Genomic DNA, 18,069 nt, shown 5'->3' on the forward strand with positions numbered 1-18,069 from the left:
ACTCGAACTTGAACTGCTGCGGCGTATTGTCTTTCACCGCCTTGGCCAGCCAGCTCATCTCATCGGCCGTCACCTTCGGTGGACGCCCCGGGATCGGCTTGGCCAGCAGGGCGTTTTGGCCGCCATTGGCAAAGTCTGCTAACCAGCGAAACACCGTGCGCGGGTTGACACCGTAGGCGGCTGCTACGCTTTGCACCGATTGGCCCTCTCGAATCGCCTTGACGGCTTGCTGGCGCATGACCTGGAGGGTGTGGTGGTCAATCCCGCGGGCGTCAGAGTTTCGTTTGCATTTCATGAAGAAAATTATCACATGAAATGGCATTACTTTCTAAAAGGTTAGTATACAGTGCGTTTCGCTTGGCAATCTGCACGTAACGTTCTCTCCCAGAATCTCACGCACGCCCTGTGCGAAGGGGCACCTCGACGAAGTAGTGGTCACCATCAGCGGCAGGAAGCACTGGCTATGGCGCGCGGTGGACCAGCATGGCGCGGTGCTCGATGTCCTGGTGCCACGCCGACGCGACAAGCAGGCGGCCAAGCGATTGATGCGCAAGCTGCTCAAAAAGCACGGTCGAGCGCCACGCGTGCTGGTCACCGACCAGCTCAAGAGCTACGCTGCCGCCAACCGGGAGTTGGGCCTCAGCTTCGAGCATCGCCAGCACAAAGGACTGAACAACCGGGCAGAGAATTCTCACCAGCCAACGCGCATGCGAGAGAAGGTGATGCGCCGCTTCAAGTCAGCGGGTCAGCTGCAGCGATTTGCCTCGGTTCACGACCAGGTGGCCAACCTGTTCATGTGCTGCCGGTACCACTCGAACGCGCAACAGAAGCGATCTGTGCGCGCCCAGGCCTTCCAGGCTTGGGAAAGGGTGACGTGCGTTCCGATGATGCCGGAATGCCTTGCTGGGTGAGTTAGCCCATCCTCGTTCGCCGCCTTCTCTGCGGCCGGCGTTCAGCAAGTTGACAGTACCTACGCCGCAGCAAACAGGGAGCTGGGGCTGAATGTTGAGCACCGTCAGCACAAAGGATTGAACAACCGGGCGGAGAACTCGCACCAGCCAACGCGAGTGCGCGAGAAAGAAAGTGCTGCGCCGTTTCAAATCAGCTCGCCATCTACAGCGATTCACGTCGGTCCATGATCAAGTAAGCAACCTGTTCATGCTCTGCCGCTATAACACGAATGCGCAGCACCAGCGCGAGGTGCGCACCCGAGCCTTCGAGGCTTGGGAAAGGGTAAGTTGCGCCCCGATGCTGGGATGCCTCGCCGCATGAATCCGCTTTCCTCAAGCACCGCATTTTCGTTCGGCCTCTCATCCTTAAGTTGACAATACCGGTGTGTGTACCTAGTACTCGCCCGTTAGTCGGCCTTATTATGCCGCTTGACAGATTTAAAAATCCATTGAAAACAAAAGTCTAAAGTGACACAAGGAACGATTTACCCAAAGGTGACGTTGCCCAGTGTTTGTAAGATGGCAGGCATAAACGGCCTATTCAGAAAGTCGCCATAATGTCCAAGCTTAGTGTGCATAAACAAAGCCTGACACGTTTCCTAAACGTGGGTCTACGATGCCAACCACGCCCCCCTAATGCTCGTTGGTGAGGGCGTAAAGGGACAGCGGAGAGATTTCGATATGCGAAGTGGGCCAACAAACACGTGTTGATTGTATGATTAACGTCATCGGAGGCTCTACATGTTACCCATCCGAGTTGGCCTGATCGACAAGACAGGTACTGTCAATCCTCAAGAACTTACCACCGTTGCTGCGGCGCTCAACCTACAGGTCAACCGGGACTTCGGACCCATTTGGGGAGTATCGGCGACCGTCTCGGCCCTAGTGGGCACGAATGATGCCCCACCGGGTGTATGGCCAATCTTCATTGTCAGTAATCTACCACCCACCGAGGGTGGCGTTCACTTGACCAAGCACCATCAACCTTATGCGCTGGTCGAAGCTGGACCAAGTTGGAGTCTTTCGGGTAGCCATGAGTGCCTGGAGATGCTCGCCGATCCCAGTGGAAGTCGGCTCTATGCCTCGAATGCCATTGCCGTTGAGGGGGGTAACATCATTGATGTTCCTGGTAAGTTTGAGTATTTGATCGAAGTTTGCGACCCGTCAGAGAACGATCCATTCTCCTATCTGATCGACGGTGTGGTCGTATCCGACTTCTACACGCCTCATTTCTTCGACCCGAAGGCTTCCACTGGCGTACGTTATAGTTTTACTGGGGCATTGACGCGACCACGGCAGGTGCTCAAGGGTGGATACATCTCCTGGCTCAATTCTGAAACAGATACGCTGCAACAACTTCAGTACTTCACTACCACACCAGTCATCAAGGACTTGGGACCTGCTGCTTCCGGCAAATCGCTGCGCGAGTCGGTTGATGCTCTAACGCGACCGTTAAAGTTGTCGGGCTTCATTGCAAGCCCTCTAGTGACACAGCGACGGGATGCAATCGCTCGTGCTGCTTCGTCTCGATCACGGTACTACGAATCGGTGAAACGCACCGGGAATTCCAGAGACTAATTAATTTGAGTCACGCGGCCATGCGGGACAAAGGCTGGCGTCTGCATATCCAGCGCAAAGCCAGGAAGGATTGGCCGTTGTCCGCATGCCAGGAAGGGTGAAACCGTCGTATCGCCATGACCCCCGCTTGCATAGAGCATGTTTTTGGCGCCCTTGAGCAGTAAGGCGGCAAAGTGGTGCACAGCAATGGTCTGACCCGCTCCACCCTGCATCTGAATTGGAAGGTGGCTTACTACAACCTGCACCGGCTGTGCTTCCTGAAAACGGCCGGCGTGACGGCGCTTCTAGCGCGCCAATGGCGCCTCAGGCGGTCCCAAATGGCCACCATGGCGCAAGAAGTAAGGGAAAACGCGTGAGAAACCTATTGGTTTTACCCGAGGGAGAGGCTTTGTTCGTCACGCCTCGCCGAAAAAGGTGGTTATTCGAGGTGCCCTCCAGTTGATCTCGCTGTGGCAAAGGAATTTTGGCAATCACCGCAAACTGCCGTAATTCCACCCTGAAGGAAGAGGCTCGTCGGCAACGACGAAAAGAATCGCACAGAACGTCTCGCACCGTCAGGAGGGGCGACCATGCATCTGCAGCCCGACTCTGGAAATCATGAGAGCCAACACCGCATTCGAACTGCTCGTAGATCGCTCGTCATGGTAGGCTTTTTGGCCATTGCGTTCGCAACGATGTCACAATCCGCGCCATCGATGTTGGCTGTATCGGCCACATCTGCTGCATCCCCCGCCTTGGGCGCTTCCGTTCCTGGCTACGCTGACTTGCAAATGCTCAATCAAGCCCGCGAGGCCTACCCGGCCGCCTCGATCGCACCACGGCCGGTCTCAGGCGGGCGTTTTGAAAGCGAGGCCGAGACGGGCGCCCCCACGGACGAAGCAGCTGGGGGTCACACAATGCTTGGCGTGAAGTTGAACAGGCGCAAGGAACAGTGCTTCCCGACTGAAACGCGCAACCTGTTTAGTGAAGTCGACAAAGTGATCGTCGGCAATGATCCGGCCCCACGCCCCATGGACTATTCGAACGGGGAGGTTGTTCCGCCTGAAGCGCGCAACGCCATCAAAGGTCAGAATACATGGATGCTGTGGGGCGAAGGCAATGAGGCCTTCTGGGACTGGGTACAGCAAAATGGATATGGTATTGCCGATTTCTTGATTCTGCTCGATTCGCGCAAGCGGGACACGCGCTTCGCCGACGCCGGCTTGATGAACCAGCCAGGCATGATCAAACGCGATCAGCCGTTGCGCGGACTTGGCATTTATATTGATCAGGGGGACGGAGACAAGGTCAAGATGACCGCACCTAAGGGCGACATCAACTCCGAAACCCACAAGCTCGAAGAACTTGTCAAGGCGCCGGCAAACCACACAGGCAAGCAATATCGGGAGTTCTTCGAGATCGGTGACGAAGGCTTGTACAAACAGACGATCACCCAGCTTGCCAACGACGGTGTCGACCCGCGTGTATACGGCTATCCGTCGGGCATAGTGGGCCTGAGGCTGATGCTCAATCCCGACTTCTTCGGCAAGTCGAAAGCCGCCGAAGAGGCGCGTAGGTACTGGCAGGAGCAAGTCGTCAAGGACAATGGCGCTAGATACTACTCCCGTACCGAAGACTCCATCCACGCCGACCCGAAGCTCGTGCGCCCTTTCCGTGTCAGCATGGCGTGCTCGTTCTGCCATGTCGGCCCGCATCCGCTCGCGCCCCCGCAAGACTTAAACCATCCGGCCTGGGGAAACATGTCGAGTACCATCGGTAACCAGTACTGGACGCCGTCGCAAATCTTCTCGAACATCAAACGCGAGGACAGCTTCCTTTGGCAGTTCGTCGCGAGCCAGCAACCGGGGACGATCGATACCTCACTCGTGGCGACTGATCATATTAATAATCCGAACACAATCAACGCCATCTTCGAAATAAACGCGCGCCTTGCGCGCGCCGATTTGAATCCACCTGAGCATCAAAGCGATGTCAACATGCTACTTCGTGGCATCGAGGATGCCCCGCTCTTCAACCTGAATCCACGCCACACACCACGCGTGTTGCTCGACGGCGCGGACAGCATAGGTGTCGAAGGCGCCTTGCTGCGAGTCTATCTCAATATCGGTGCGTACTCCGAGCAGTGGCGTCGCGTACAGAACACGATCATTGGCTTCACACCGCAGCGTCCCTTTGACCTGCCGACGATCCGTGCGAAATCGATCTACTGGGACACGACCGAGCATTATCGCGTTTCAGAACTTGAAAGCTTCTTCACCTACGTCTCGAAGACGGGCGCCAATGTGACGCAGCCAATGAAACTGGAGTCCACAGCCGATGGCCGGCAACGTATCGAGCGCGACCGTGCAGATATACGGCCCGGCCGTGAGGTATTCTTGCAGCACTGCGCAGTCTGCCACTCCAGTAAACAGCCGCCTGGTCAGCAGCTGACGTTTTCGCGCAGCTGGCGTACAGCGCCTGGCGGACCTGAGAAGCTGACTCTGCCAATGGACTTCGCCGACTGGGAGGCCTTCAAGCGGAGCGGTCCTTACCTCGCCTATGTCGAGCGGCTGCTGGACTACATGAAGCTGGAAGCGAAACAGGGGCACGATCTCTTCCAGGACAACTACCTGTCCACGGACATCCGCGTTCCGATCACGCTGGTTGGCACCAACTCCCAGCGCGCGGTCGCGACCAATGCCATGCGCGGCCAAGTCTGGGACAACTTCTCATCGGATACCTACAAGTCACTGCCTGCAGTGGGCCTTGTTCATTTCTTCAACCCGTTCAAGTCAGATAGAGGCGTTGACGAATGGGGCAACAATGATGCCTATGCCCCCCCGGCCGGCGGCCCGGGCTACTATCGGCCGGCGTCGCTTGTCAGCCTGTGGGCCACGGCTCCGCTGCTGCACAACAATGCGCTCGGTATCTACAACCATAACCCTTCGGTCAAGAGGCGCCTCGATGCTTTCGACGATGCGATAGACAAGCTGTTGACCAACAACAAGCGAGCAAATGGCAGCGGCATTTCCGGTGATTTCCGACAGAAGTTTGCGGACGCAGGTGTCGCAGGCAAACTCGGTTTTAGGGATGTAGGCTTCATCTACCGAACGACGGCCGATTCCTATCTCGACTTTCGGCGCCCGTTCATCCGTCCACTGCTGAACGGCGTGCTGGGCGAGACCACGACATCCTTTCTCTCGCTCTACCTCTGGCTGACCCTGGCGGCAATCGCGCTGCTCCTCGTCTTCGTCGGACGGGGGCGCCTCGCAGGGAGCCTCCTCGCCTTGCTTGCCATTATCGTGGCGGCGCTACTGCGTGGCTCGGGTGTGGACACCATCTATCCGTGGCTGTGGATCATCCCCGCCCTCGCGCTCATCGGCGGTGGCCTGTTCTTCCTGCGACCTGATGCGCGCGACGCCATGCGCTGGTTCTTTGGCACAGGCGCATTGGCGTTCCTGATCATTGGCGGGTTCGCTAGGGCTTTCGTTGACGGAGAAGTCAGCGACATTCGGTTCGGCCCCATCCCCAAGGGAACGCCGGTGAACCTGATCATGAACATCAACCCGGAAGCGCCGACGCTGGATCTGTTCAACGCGGCGTCGGGGCTCCTGCGTGGCATCCTGCGCGTGCGCAAGGACAATCTGACGGACGAAACTCACCACCCCCCCTTCGCGGCGCTTGCTGCTTTCCAAGAAGAAGCCGGTCCGGCGCTGCTCAAGGCCAGTAAGTGTCCCGATTTCGTGCTCGATCGTGGGCACTGGTTTGGCGAAGCCCTCTCGGGCGAACAGAAGAGACAGTTGAAGGCCTTCCTCGAGACGTTCTGATATGCCGCCTCAGCTGATGGGAGCCGCCATGAACCGTGATGAACTGCTGAAGCTTGCTGAGAGCCCGGACGACACACCCTTCGACTATGTGATTGTAGGTTCGGGCGCAGGCGGCGGCCCGCTTGCTGCCCGGCTGGCGCTGGGCGGATGCCGAGTTCTACTCGTCGAAGCGGGGGGGGATCCCGCCACCGCGGTGACGTCTGGCCCACCTCAGCCCATGACGGCTGCTGAGTCAGGCAACGCTGCTTCGCAGATGCGCCAGGTCTATGCCGTGCCGGCCTTTCATGCGCCCGCGACCGAGGATTCGGAGACAAGCTGGGAATTCTCTGTGCGTCACTACAGCAGCACCGAAAGACAGCAGCGTGACACCAAGTACAACGCCTGCAAAGACCCTTCGATAAACGGCGGTAGAGGCCAGGGCGGTATCCAGTATCCGCGAGCCGCAGCCATCGGTGGCTGCACGGCACACCACGCTATGATCATCATCCGGCCAAACGACGCAGACTGGGACTGGATCGCCGAATACACTGACGATGCGTCGTGGCGTTCCGAGAACATGCAGGGATACTTTGCCAAGATCGAGAATTGCCTTTACTACTCGGTCTATAGCCGGTTCGCCGGTCCGCTGTTTCGTGCGGTCCAGTGGACCGCCAGGCTGCTCAATCCGCGTAGCCAGCTCGATCCGGGTGGGCATGGATTCAACGGCTGGCAGAAGACCAGTTTCATCGACCCGCTGGTGATCGCGAGCATTGTGCGTGGCGACCGGACCTTGCTGAGCGTGCTCGCGGACGTCGTGTTCTCAGCGCTCGCAAAGCGTCAGGAGCGCTCGATGATCGGCCGGGCTATAGCCAGGCTGCAGATTCTGCAATTTCTCGACCCAAACGTACGATCGCCAGAGATCCCGAGCCGCGATCACCTATCGCTCATATCGATCGGCACCGACGGCAAGCGTCGTTACGGCTTGCGCGACCACCTGAAGGATGTAGAGGAGCGGTTTCCTGACCGGCTGGTGATACTGAGTTCGGCTCACGCTACGCGTGTGTTATTCGAGCACGGCAACGACGCACCACGAGCCGTGGGCGTCGAGATCCTGATTGGGACGCATCTGTATCGCGCGAGTTCGAAGGGCCATGATCCCAACGGCACTCCGGCAAGCAAGCAGGTCTTCGCGCGGCGGGAAATCATCGTCTGCGGCGGCGCGTTCAACACGCCGCAATTGTTGATGCTGAGCGGGATAGGAGATAAGACCCACCTCGAGGGACTCGGCATCAAGGGACCGCTCGACCGTAACAGTCATGAGATTGCCCCAATCGTGCATCTGCCTGGTGTGGGGATGAACCTGCAGGACCGCTACGAAGTGAGCGTCATCAGCGAAGCGAAGCAAGCATTCTCTACACTCGACGGGGCCCGCTTCCGGCCCGGGGATCCGGACGACCCAGTGCTCAAACAGTGGCTGCGAGACGAAAGCGGACTCTATTCTACCAATGGAGGCGCCATCGCGATGATGCTGTCCTCCAAGGCCAATGCTGCTATTCGAAGCGAGCCGGACCTATTCGTCTTCGGCGTACCCGCAGCGTTTCGTGGCTACTACTGGGGCTGGTCCACGCAGTTGCTCAGCAGGACCATGGGAGCGACGACCGAATCACGCAATTTGTGGAGCTGGGTCATCCTAAAGGCTTATACAAGCAACAACTACGGCACCGTTCGCTTACGCAGCGCCGATCCGCTCGAACCGCCGCAGATCGACTTTCATTCGTTCGACGACATACCCGCCGGGGCCCAAGAATGCAGCAATGATCTCGACGCGCTGCATGAAGCCGTAGAGGCCATACGCAAGATCAACAAATATGTTACCGCCTTCGAGAACGAGCTACAGCCAGGTCCAGAGCGCCTGAGCGATTCGGATGACCTGCGAAAATGGATCAAGGACGAAGCTTGGGGACATCATGCCTGCGGCACCTGTCGGATCGGCAGCGTTCCTTGGTGCGCCGACACCGGCAAGCTTCAGGACGCTTATGCCGTCCTTGACAGCAGCTTTCGCGTGCACGGCGTGCATAACTTGCGCGTGGTCGATACCTCGGTCTTTCCGCGCATTCCGGGCTACTTCATCGTCACGCCGACTTTCATGATCGGTGAAAAGGCCGCCGACCTGCTGCTCGCCGACTCGAACAACTATCCACGCGAACTTGAAGCCAAGGAAGTAGAAGCGATTCGTGTCAGGCGTGCGCGCGCAATTCCGGATTGGCACGACCCCGAACCGGATTCTAGAAAGCTACCGGGTGACACCGTCGGCCTCGCGTTGTCGGGTGGGGGTATCCGTAGTGCAACCTTCTGCCTCGGGTTCATTCAGGCGCTGGCGAAATGCGATATTCTGCGCAGGGTCGATATCGTGTCCTCAGTCTCCGGCGGCGGCTATGCTGCATCGTTCCTTGGCCGGCTTTTCACTCGCTTGCCGGATATCGTCGGCGACAAGGCGGGGCGTGTTGAGGCGATCCTCTCGAATCCCGCCTCGCCCGAGATAGGATGGCTACGCAGTAACGCTCAGTACATCACAGGCGGAGGTCGCCGCGATGTACTGTTCGACATTGCAGTCTTGTTGCGCAACCTCGCGTCTGTCCATTTATGGTTGGGCACGCTGCTGTTCGGTGTGTTCGGCCTGATTCGATGGGGGGCGCTCTCCGAGCCGTGCCTCTCGCAGTTGCCTATCCCATGCGGCGCGCAGCCGCCGGTGCTGTTCGGGGTCACACTGTCGGTCTGGTGGTGGCTGCCCGGTGCAGTGCTCGCAATTGGTGTGCTGCCACCTGCCATCGGTTACTGGCTGACCCTGCGAGACACCCTGAGCAAGAACTGGCGTGCGTGGCTGCCACTCGTGCTGTGGCTGGTGATGCTCGGATGCGCGATCTACGGGCTGTCACTGCCTGCCATCGTCGGTTGGAGTATCGCGGCCATCGGTGTTCTGCTGCTCGCATGGATCGAGCAGGAGGCCGTGAGGTGGGGGGTACCATCCGACGCGGCGCCGTCGAGGTGGGGGAGGCTTGCCGATGTGTCTGAGGCGCGTCCGACGGTCAGGACCACGATCGTGCGCAACCGGCTGACTCGCCTGCTCGGCGTGGCGCTGGTTGGCCTGGCTGTAAGCCTACTCTGGGTGGTGCTGGACACGGCCGCGCAGATCGTGTCTGACCGCGCGATGGTGCCGCTGGCGTGGTCGATGATAGGCCTTGTGCCCTTGCTGCCAGTGTTGCAAGGCGTCGCGGTCAGTCTGTTGAAGAGCCCGCGGGGGCAGGGTGCCGCATTGAAGAACGGCCTCGTGGTGCATATCTTCCTGGGTGCGCTCGCCTTCGTTCTCTTGTTCGTGCTGCTGTTCTACCTGGACACGCTCGTGTACTTTGTGTTTCGCCTCGATGCCTCGGTCAGTCATTGGTGCGTGGTGACGGCGCTGCTCGTATCGGCCGTCGTGGGACGTATGCTCGTCTTTCTCAACCTATCGTCGTTGCAGCAAGCGTACTCTCAGAAGCTCGTGCGAACCTTCCTCGGTGCCTCAAACGACGCGCGGGTACATCCGGCCGGCACTGACTCACCTGTGCCAGTGAACGTCAGTGAACTGGAGGATGACATCGAGTTTGACGCCTATCATCCCGAACGCGCGGGCGGGCCGTTGCATCTGGTCGGCACTTGCGTCAACAACACCGTCGATCCGCTCTCGGGCAACCAGTTACGTGACGACAATGGTATGCCTATGTGCGTGGGGCCCGCTGGTATCAGTGTCGGAAGACGCTTTCATGCGCTTTGGGGTGAGCGCAATGACGGCATACCCGCGCATGTTGTACCCGTCTCGGCCGTGCGGGTGGACCCCGATCCGCACGAGTTCCATGTTCTCGCACGCTCCGACACTAAGCCAGTTATGGTTGAACGTTTGCATCTCGGCCAGTGGATGGCGATATCGGGCGCGTCGCTCACGACCGGCACCGGGCGCAGCACGCGGCTTGCGCAATCGATGCTGCTAGGCCTGTTCAATATCCGCATCGGTTATTGGTGGAACAGCGGCATCGCCGCCGGACGCCGGCCGGGGCGCTATCCGTCGAGTCTCTGGCGCCGCTTGAAGTCATTGCCGTCGACCCTCTTCACCCTGCAGGCGAGCCTGCTGAACGAATGGCGGGCGTACTTCGCGGGCCCCGCCGCGCGGCTGTGGTATCTAAGCGATGGCGGGCACTTCGACAACTCGGGACTCTATGAGCTGATTCGCCGCCGCCTACCCATCATGATCGCCGTCGACGCAACGGCCGACCCAGACTACACATTCGGCTCATTGGCAGTGCTCACTCGTCAGGTGCGTCTCGATTTCTGTGCGACGCTGACCTGGCTCGATCCAACCGAGGTGCACGCCCTCGCTAAGCGCGATGACTCGGGTGGGAACGAGGGTGGCAAACTGGAGGCGCCGGCACCTCTGCCGCGCTGTCTCAGGGCACACCTGAATCCGGAAGCAATCGGCGCATTCGATGACCTTCGGCGCGATGGCCCTCGCGGCGCGGCGCTGGCACGCATCACCTACGCAGATGAACCGGGGAGGACGAGCTGGTTGCTGCTGGTCAAGCCTTGTCTCTTGGCCGAGCTTCCAGTCGACGTTCGGAACTACGCCGCCAATCACTGCACGTTTCCCAACCAGTCCACGCTGGACCAGTTCTTTGACGATGACCAGTGGGAAGCCTATCGCATGCTCGGGCAGTTGGCGGGCGAGAATGTCCTTTGCTGAATGGGGCTGCACCACGGACGGTACTGTCAACTTGTTGGGTGCCGGCCGCAGAGAAGGCGGTGGGCGAGGATGGGCTAACTCACCCAGCAAGGCATCCCGGCATCATCGGAACGCACGTCACCCTTTCCCAAGCCTCGAAGGCCTTGGCGCGCACAGATCGCTTCTGCTGCGCGTTCGAGTGGTACCGGCAGCACATGAACAGGTTGGCCACCTGGTCGTGAACCGAGGCAAATCGCTGCAGCTGACCCGCTGACTTGAAGCGGCGCATCACCTTCTCTCGCATGCGCGTTGGCTGGTGAAAATTCTCTGCCCGGTTGTTCAGTCCTTTGTGCTGGCGATGCTCGAAACTGAGGCCCAACTCGCGGTTGGCGGCGGCGTAGCTCTTGAGCTGGTCCGTCACCAACACGCGTGGCGCTCGGCCATGCTTTTTGAGCAGTTTGCGCATCAATCGTTTGGCCACCTGCTTATCGCGCCGGCGTTGCACCAGCACGTCGAGCACCGCGCCCTACTGGTCCACCGCGCGCCATAGCCAGTGCTTCTTGCCATGGATTGTGACCAGCACCGCGTCGAGATGCCACTTGTCCCCTCGTGCCAGTGCGGTGTCCCGGATGCACTTGGCGAAGCCCAGGCCAAACTTCATCGCCCAGCGCCGTACCATTTCATAGGTCAGCTCAATGCCGCGTGCTGCCAGCAGTTCCTCCACCATGCGCAGGCTCAGAGGGAAGCGGTAGTACAGCCACACCGTGTAGCTGATCACTTCGGGAGGGAATCGGTAACCGGCATACGAGAAGGCGTCGATGGCAGGTGCGTTGTGAGGCCGGGCGGCTCGTTTCATGCCCGAGATTGTCCCCGTGTTTCCGACAACCGGCCAACAACGTGACAGTACCACCAGGTTCAAACGAGGCTTCGACCAAGTGGCGCTTGAAGTCGAGCGGGAAATTGGGGCGCCGATGACGCTTGGGAGGGGTGGCTGAATCCAAGATAATGTCCATTAACCATGTGATGGACATCATTCTCATCAATTTATGGTGGGGTACCAGACGGTATTGGTCGGGTGCTTACTGTTGGGACGGGACACCGCTTCGCAGATCGCCTCGGCATCGGCCGCATCGGTCTTGCCGCCTTTGACATAGGGCTTCACGAACTGCGGCGCCATCAATTTGACCTCATGTTGACCTCATGCCCCAAGGCGGCCAACTTGCGGGCCCAGAAGTGCGCGCTGCCACACGCTTCCATCCCGACCAGACAGGGCGGCAGGTTGGCAAAGAACGCCGCCAATGACGCACGAGCCACCTGCTTGCGTAGCACCACCTTGCCCTGCGCATCCATACCGTGGACCTGGAACACGTTCTTGGTCAGATCCAGCCCGATCGTTCTAATGTTCATGGTGACGCTCCCTTTGGTCAGTGAGTTGGTTGCAAATTCACTGTGGCACCGCGATGCCGCTTCCGGAAGGGGGCGTCCATTTCATTAGCAGAGCCATTATTACACGAAAGTGAGCTTACTTTCTAAAAAGTTAGTAACAGCGCTGTTAGTAATGGTTAATTACCAAGCGCTGATTGGTAAGATTTCAAAGAATCTTGCCATGCCTCCTAATGATGAGTTGATGCCTTTCGTCACTATCTGGTGATCTTTCATCATAGTCTGACGTGTGACGTAATAAGTGTTTCTATAGTGCCATCAAGATAAATATGCCTATCGGCAAGATGGCCATGATGGTCTGTCTAAGTAGATTTTTACACATACCTACATATTGAATTACTAAAGATCTCGGAGAACGGACGCTACACGGACTGGCAACTCACACTTCATCCTTATCCAAGTCACGTCACCGTGGAACAAAGCAGCATGACTGGGGCAAGAATCAGGCACCTCCAAGCCGGCTATCGTTGTCGGCATTGTTGGAGCGATAAAAGGAGTGTAAGCGAACTCCCCTACATCTATCTATGAGTAGCGTACCTGAAAAATACGGGCAACGATCTATCTCATTGGCATGCCGCAAATATGCTACTGCGCTATAGCCGATTGACGGGATTGATTGCTCTGATTGCCCACCGGCACAATCCGGACGAGTATTGCCGCCGCAGACGATGCGCTCAAATTGAGTTCTCGCGAAGCCGAAAAATGCCAATGGTAGCGCACAAGTCGAGTGTTGGAAGCGTCAGTTACCACACAGGAGACGCACATGAGCTTGGCACGTTCGATCTCAATAGCCCACGTTGAAGTCGTGAACACCCGTTGCCATGGCGAAAATCTTGGCAGGGTTTCCATGCGTCCTACCCTCCGCAAACTCTTAGTGACGATTGGCTGCGCCGTCTTACTCAACGCCTGCGCGACACAGCCAGCAACGTATCAGAGCAAAGCTCAAGATGCGCCGAAGTTTCCCTTAGATGCCTGCAAATCGCCTGACCAGCGAAATTGTGTTGCGACGCTGTTTACCGATGACGCGGCTATCGGGCGGCGCGAGCCGGATGCATTTCCCCCACACTACCTAGAACTTGCCGACCCTGCCCAACGCTCGGTGGACTGCATAAATAAGGGTGAGACGTGCGAGAACCGTCTGAAAATCGTCGCCGACTACTTCAACCCCAAGAATCAGCGGCCGGAAGTTGGTGATCTGGGCGTTGCTCTTGAAGGGGGCGGGAGCAAGGCAGCACCGTTTGCCTTAGGTACACTAGCTGGGCTGCAAGAATTAGACCTCTTGAGCAAACAGGTTCGGGCCATATCATCGATCTCTGGCGGATCCTATGCCGCTAGCTACTATTTTAATCGACTGTATGACCAGCAGAAAGAAGGCGCGGTTGACGCCGGCACCGCCGACGACTGGTTTCGTTCCTGCATCCCCGAATATTTCATTGGCAGCCGGAAGTTCGATGCCCTCCGCGAGCAGGCAATGCACCAGAACTGCTGGGAAAAGACTAACGACCCGGACCAACTACGAAGCCATGGCATCATCAAGCCCTACAACGAATTCGCGAAAGATTACGAATTTCTCGGCCATGTCTGGAAAAACCATGACTTGTTGCGGGGGGATACCCCAGGCAACCTGCATACTAGTAACGGTCTCTATTTGCCCGAGTACGGCAATCTCACGTTGCTCAGCGCAGAAACCCTTGTGACGATCCCGTTTCAGTTCCTCGCGCGCACCGTATTCCGGTGGCCCCTGAATAGCGCGCCGTCGAAACTCGCCTACAAGCTGGGCCTGGAGCGGCAGTATGGGTACACGCCGCACGACTGGAAGGTCGCTGGCGGCACAGATGTCGAGCATTTGTACAACACGCTCTCAGAGCGGCGTAAGACGCGCACGCTGAAGGAGTTCAAGGTTTTGGAGAATGCTGGTGCACCACTGTGGATTATCGGGACTACAGCACCCAGCCCCATAACGGGTGCACAGTGGCTATTGCCGTCACCGCGTGATCCTCTCCGCCAGCAGTTCGAGCTGACGTGGGATGGCTATGGTTCGGGTACTTACGGCTACGCGCGTCAGTCACCGGAAGCGCAGTTTGATTTTCTGGGCCGCAATCCCGATGGCCTGTCTGTGCTGGACGCAGTGGTTGCCTCCGCCGCCTTCTTGGACGATGACCAAACGCAGATCAGTCGCCAGCCGTTCCGTTTGGCCGCCGGCGCAGGGCAGCACTTCCTGAACTTAACTTGGTTTACCGAGTTGCGTAACTTTAATGTTAGTGATGGAGATCGCCGGATTGCCAAACTGTTGCCTTGGCCTGCATACCTGTCGACGACGAACGGTCAACGACAAAGCCCCTACATTCACTTGCAAGACGGTGGCAATACCGAGAATACCGGCATTCTGCCGTTGTTACGGCGCGGCTACAAGACCATCGTCTATGCGCATGGCACCCAGGACGGCAAAGCGGAGTGGGCGGCAATCTGCCACCTCAAGAATCAGCTGGAACTCGACGGTGCGTATTTCATACGTAGCCCGGACTTGGAGTACATCGTGGCCAGGCATTCCGTTGCGCCCACCGCTGCCGGCGGTCGAGCCTTTGCATCGTATCTGGATGCCCTGTGCTCCAGCCAACTCGACGCCTCTGATCTGGCAGCCTTCGACGAGAACCCCATGCGCTCTGTTGATGAACGGATTCCAGCTGTGGCAAAACTCTATTGCGGCCGCCTGGGCTACAACAACATTAAACCGCCATGTGCTGAGTTTACCGCCAAGTTCGGTGCGCCTACCGCCACCGAGGAGAAGAAAAAGCGTGTCATCCCGAAAGACCAGGACCTATTCTACCAATGGCCGGCAGGGACGCCGATAGTCTTCAAAGTGTACCGCGGTGACACATTGAAATACCGAGACTGTGACCCCGAAGAAAAGGATTTGCTCAGCACCATAATCGCTGTTGTGCCGGGCATTGCTTGGAGCGACGTGGCAACGCAACTGCTGCCGCGCAGCAATATCAAGACGCCTGGGAGCTGGGATGAGTGGTGCTCGCAGGGAAAAACAAAGCGCAATGAATGGCAAATCGGCTATTGCTATGGCCCAGATGACAAACTTCTTGCTGCGCCCGGTGCTCATGTCGCTCCAACGACAGGTCTGCCTTGCATCGCATTGGCGCACGTGTTGGAGGACTGTCCTACCAGCAAAGATGGCCCGCGTCGGCCGCGATTTCCCCAAGACGACTTCGTCATGCAGACCTTGCATACCACCTATACGTCGTATGCTGCTTATTTCGACTTGGCGCGCCACCAAGTGCGCAGTGCTCTTGGAGCTCATTGGCCTAGTGACGCTGGTCCATTGCCGAACAAATGCTCACGCCAAGCGCGCCTCTGACGACGCCTGTTTGATGAATCACTGCTGAGCAGGCGACCTATCTCATTAGGGATCACCATGGCTTAATGTAATGGACGCCAAGCAATGCGAATACATTCTTCGCCAGGTCGATATCGAGAGTGATAATGGGCATGGCCTTCCCCTCCTGTTAGCGATGATGAAGCGTGGAAACTTAATCATGGCGGTTGGTACTGCCAACGGCTTCCGTCGCAAGCCTCGGAACGGGGCAGTCCCTTGCATTCATTAAGCCTTTGGCACCTCGAAAAACTTCATTTTTCAAAATGAAACATAATAGAATCAGCCACTTACGAGGCGTTTTTGCTGAAAACTAGGGTTTTTCGAGGTGCCCTGATGTTCTGTTCGGAAGCTCATGGGAAAGACGTCGGCCAGAAGCCCCACTCAAGCCGAAGGAAACTCGGGCATCCGAATATACCCTCAGAACAGACCTTTGCATATTAACCACCATTGCACTATTCTAAATGAGTATTAGTAGATCAGTGTACTACAGTAAGGGGTGAGTATGAATACTGTGAAGATCGCACAGTGGGCCCTGAAGATCGCACCGTTCCTGCGGTCGCTGCTCAGTAAGATCGCAATTAATTATCTGGCCAGCAGGACGCCGCCGAGACCTAGGCCGTTTTCCCTGTGGTCAGAGGTCAAACTGGCGAAAAAGGGGGACTTCGGCCTCGTGTCTGACTACACGTCGTGGCCGAGCCTCACTGACAGGCGGTTTTCCAGTCGGCACCTTCCACCAGTATCCCAAGAATACATCAATAGCCTACCGACCAACATGTCCTGCGAGGTGCAGTTGGGGGCTAATCCTTCAATCGGCCCCGTCACCAGCCTCTTCCGGCGTAATGGGATGAAAAAGGACAGGTCAACCGTCCTCTTTCCCTACTTCGCCCAGTGGTTCACCGACAGTTTTCTGCGGATAGACAGCGATGATCGGCGCATGAATACGTCGAACCACGACATTGACCTTTGCCAGATCTATGGTCTGACCGAGGAGACGGCCAGAATACTGCGCGCTGGGGCTGGCGGCCGGTTGGCCAGCCAGTTGATTAATGGGGAAGAACTGCCAGAGTATATTTACGAGTTGACCTCAGACGGCAAGGGCGTGCGGCCACGAGAGAAGTTCAAGCAACTGCCCTACCTCGACAAGTTGAAACTGATTCTGGACCGGCAGGGTGTGCCCTTCGAGCGGCGTGCCAAGTCCTACGCAACCGGCCTGGAGCGGGGTAACTCCTCTATCGGGTACGTAACCATCAGTACCCTTTTCCTACGAGAACACAACAGGTTGGCGAAGGAACTGGAGCGGCAGAATCCTAGCTGGGGTGATGAGCGGCTCTTCCAAACCGCCCGCATGATCAACATCGCTATGCTTATACGCATAGTGGTAGAAGATTATATTGGACATATCGCCGGAACAAAGCTCTTCGTCTTCGATAACACCTATGCCGAAGACCAAACCTGGTACCGTATGAACTGGATTTCTTTGGAATTCGACATCCTCTACCGTTGGCACGGCTTGGTGCCGGATACGGTGGATGTAGGCGGCCACAAATACCCTCCCCCGGAATTCCAAAACAATAATGGGCTCTTGGAGTCCTTTGGCATTCGCAAGTTAGTCGAGGCAGCCTCACGTGAACAGGCCGGCAAGGTTGGCCTCTTCAATACCCCTGACTTCCTACTCTGGGCCGACTGCATGAGCATCGAGATGGGCCGACAATTTCGCTTACAGCCTTTCAACGAGTACAGAAAGCGATTCGGACTTGATCCCTTGCGCAACTGGAACGCGCTGACCCGTGATCCAGTGGTGCAGAAATCTCTTTGCTCCCTCTACAAGGACATTGATCAGTTGGAATTCGTAGTCGGATTGTTTGCGGAAGAGACCAAGGATGGCGCCTTATTCGGCGAGACACTGAACACCATGGTAGCCGTGGATGCCTTCACACAAGCCCTGACAAACCCGGTCCTATCGCGAAATGTGTATAACGCGGGTACCTTGACTGAATATGGCTTGGAACAGATCAAGGCGACCCCCGACCTCAAGACGCTTGCAGAAAGGAACACAGGAGGCAAGTCCTTAAAGGCCTCCTTTAACTGGAGTGAGCTGTCCCGAGCTCAGTAGGTACTTTTGTCATTATTGTACTGCTCAAGCCCCAGTAGGCATTCCTGCTCGCCTTCCTCCAGAAA

8 protein-coding genes and 2 pseudogenes are annotated in these 18,069 nt (G+C 57.5%); 7 read left to right on the top strand and 3 right to left on the bottom strand.

The annotated features are described in order from the left end of the window. Positions 1-295 (bottom strand): helix-turn-helix domain-containing protein (locus QU481_RS09140; protein ID WP_289828410.1); only part of this gene is annotated, 295 nt, incomplete at its 3' end. A gap of 70 nt (positions 296-365) precedes the next feature. Between QU481_RS09140 and QU481_RS09145 the strand changes: the two genes are divergently transcribed. The 5 genes from QU481_RS09145 to QU481_RS09170 all read left to right on the top strand — a co-directional run bounded on the left by QU481_RS09145 (position 366) and on the right by QU481_RS09170 (position 11,084). After that, positions 366-911 (top strand): IS6 family transposase, encoded by a 546-nt coding sequence (locus tag QU481_RS09145; protein ID WP_435382732.1) that lies wholly within the window; start codon positions 366-368, stop codon positions 909-911. 780 nt (positions 912-1,691) lie between these two features. Then, a complete protein-coding gene (locus QU481_RS09155; protein ID WP_289829656.1) occupies positions 1,692-2,528 on the top strand; it encodes a hypothetical protein in 837 nt (278 codons plus the stop codon). Positions 2,529-2,701: 173 nt separating this feature from the next. Then, the gene (locus QU481_RS09160) at positions 2,702-2,884 is read left to right on the top strand and encodes a hypothetical protein (RefSeq protein ID WP_289829657.1); all 183 of its coding nucleotides are present in this window, start codon (positions 2,702-2,704) and stop codon (positions 2,882-2,884) included. Positions 2,885-3,097: 213 nt separating this feature from the next. Then, positions 3,098-6,334 carry a hypothetical protein gene (locus tag QU481_RS09165; protein ID WP_289829658.1) on the top strand — a complete coding sequence of 1,079 codons (3,237 nt, stop codon included), beginning with the start codon at positions 3,098-3,100 and terminating at the stop codon, positions 6,332-6,334. Positions 6,335-6,362: 28 nt separating this feature from the next. After that, entirely contained in the window at positions 6,363-11,084 is a 4,722-nt protein-coding gene (locus tag QU481_RS09170; protein WP_289829659.1) for a GMC oxidoreductase, read from the top strand. Positions 11,085-11,163: 79 nt separating this feature from the next. On the opposite strand, the pseudogene QU481_RS09175 reads toward QU481_RS09170, so the two are convergent. Beyond that, positions 11,164-11,919, bottom strand: a pseudogene (locus QU481_RS09175) (IS6 family transposase). A gap of 222 nt (positions 11,920-12,141) precedes the next feature. Further along, positions 12,142-12,470, bottom strand: a pseudogene (locus QU481_RS09180) (IS110 family transposase); the annotation flags it as partial. 799 nt (positions 12,471-13,269) lie between these two features. On the opposite strand from QU481_RS09180, the gene QU481_RS09185 reads away from it, so the two are divergent. Further along, positions 13,270-15,873 carry a hypothetical protein gene (locus QU481_RS09185; RefSeq protein ID WP_289829660.1) on the top strand — a complete coding sequence of 868 codons (2,604 nt, stop codon included), beginning with the start codon at positions 13,270-13,272 and terminating at the stop codon, positions 15,871-15,873. A gap of 520 nt (positions 15,874-16,393) precedes the next feature. After that, the gene (locus QU481_RS09190; RefSeq protein ID WP_289829661.1) at positions 16,394-18,004 is read left to right on the top strand and encodes a peroxidase family protein; all 1,611 of its coding nucleotides are present in this window, start codon (positions 16,394-16,396) and stop codon (positions 18,002-18,004) included. The last annotated feature ends 65 nt before the right edge of the window (positions 18,005-18,069 follow it).

This window comes from Crenobacter oryzisoli (assembly GCF_030385785.1).
Taxonomy (GTDB): domain Bacteria; phylum Pseudomonadota; class Gammaproteobacteria; order Burkholderiales; family Chromobacteriaceae; genus Crenobacter_A; species Crenobacter_A oryzisoli.

Excerpts from the sequence above, each read along its gene's own strand:
- QU481_RS09155 (WP_289829656.1), top strand. The coding sequence starts at position 1,692 with ATGTTACCCATCCGAGTTGGCCTGATCGACAAGACAGGTACTGTCAAT.
- QU481_RS09190 (WP_289829661.1), top strand. The coding sequence starts at position 16,394 with ATGAATACTGTGAAGATCGCACAGTGGGCCCTGAAGATCGCACCGTTC.
- QU481_RS09185 (WP_289829660.1), top strand. The coding sequence starts at position 13,270 with ATGAGCTTGGCACGTTCGATCTCAATAGCCCACGTTGAAGTCGTGAAC.
- QU481_RS09165 (WP_289829658.1), top strand. The coding sequence starts at position 3,098 with ATGCATCTGCAGCCCGACTCTGGAAATCATGAGAGCCAACACCGCATT.
- QU481_RS09170 (WP_289829659.1), top strand. The coding sequence starts at position 6,363 with ATGAACCGTGATGAACTGCTGAAGCTTGCTGAGAGCCCGGACGACACA.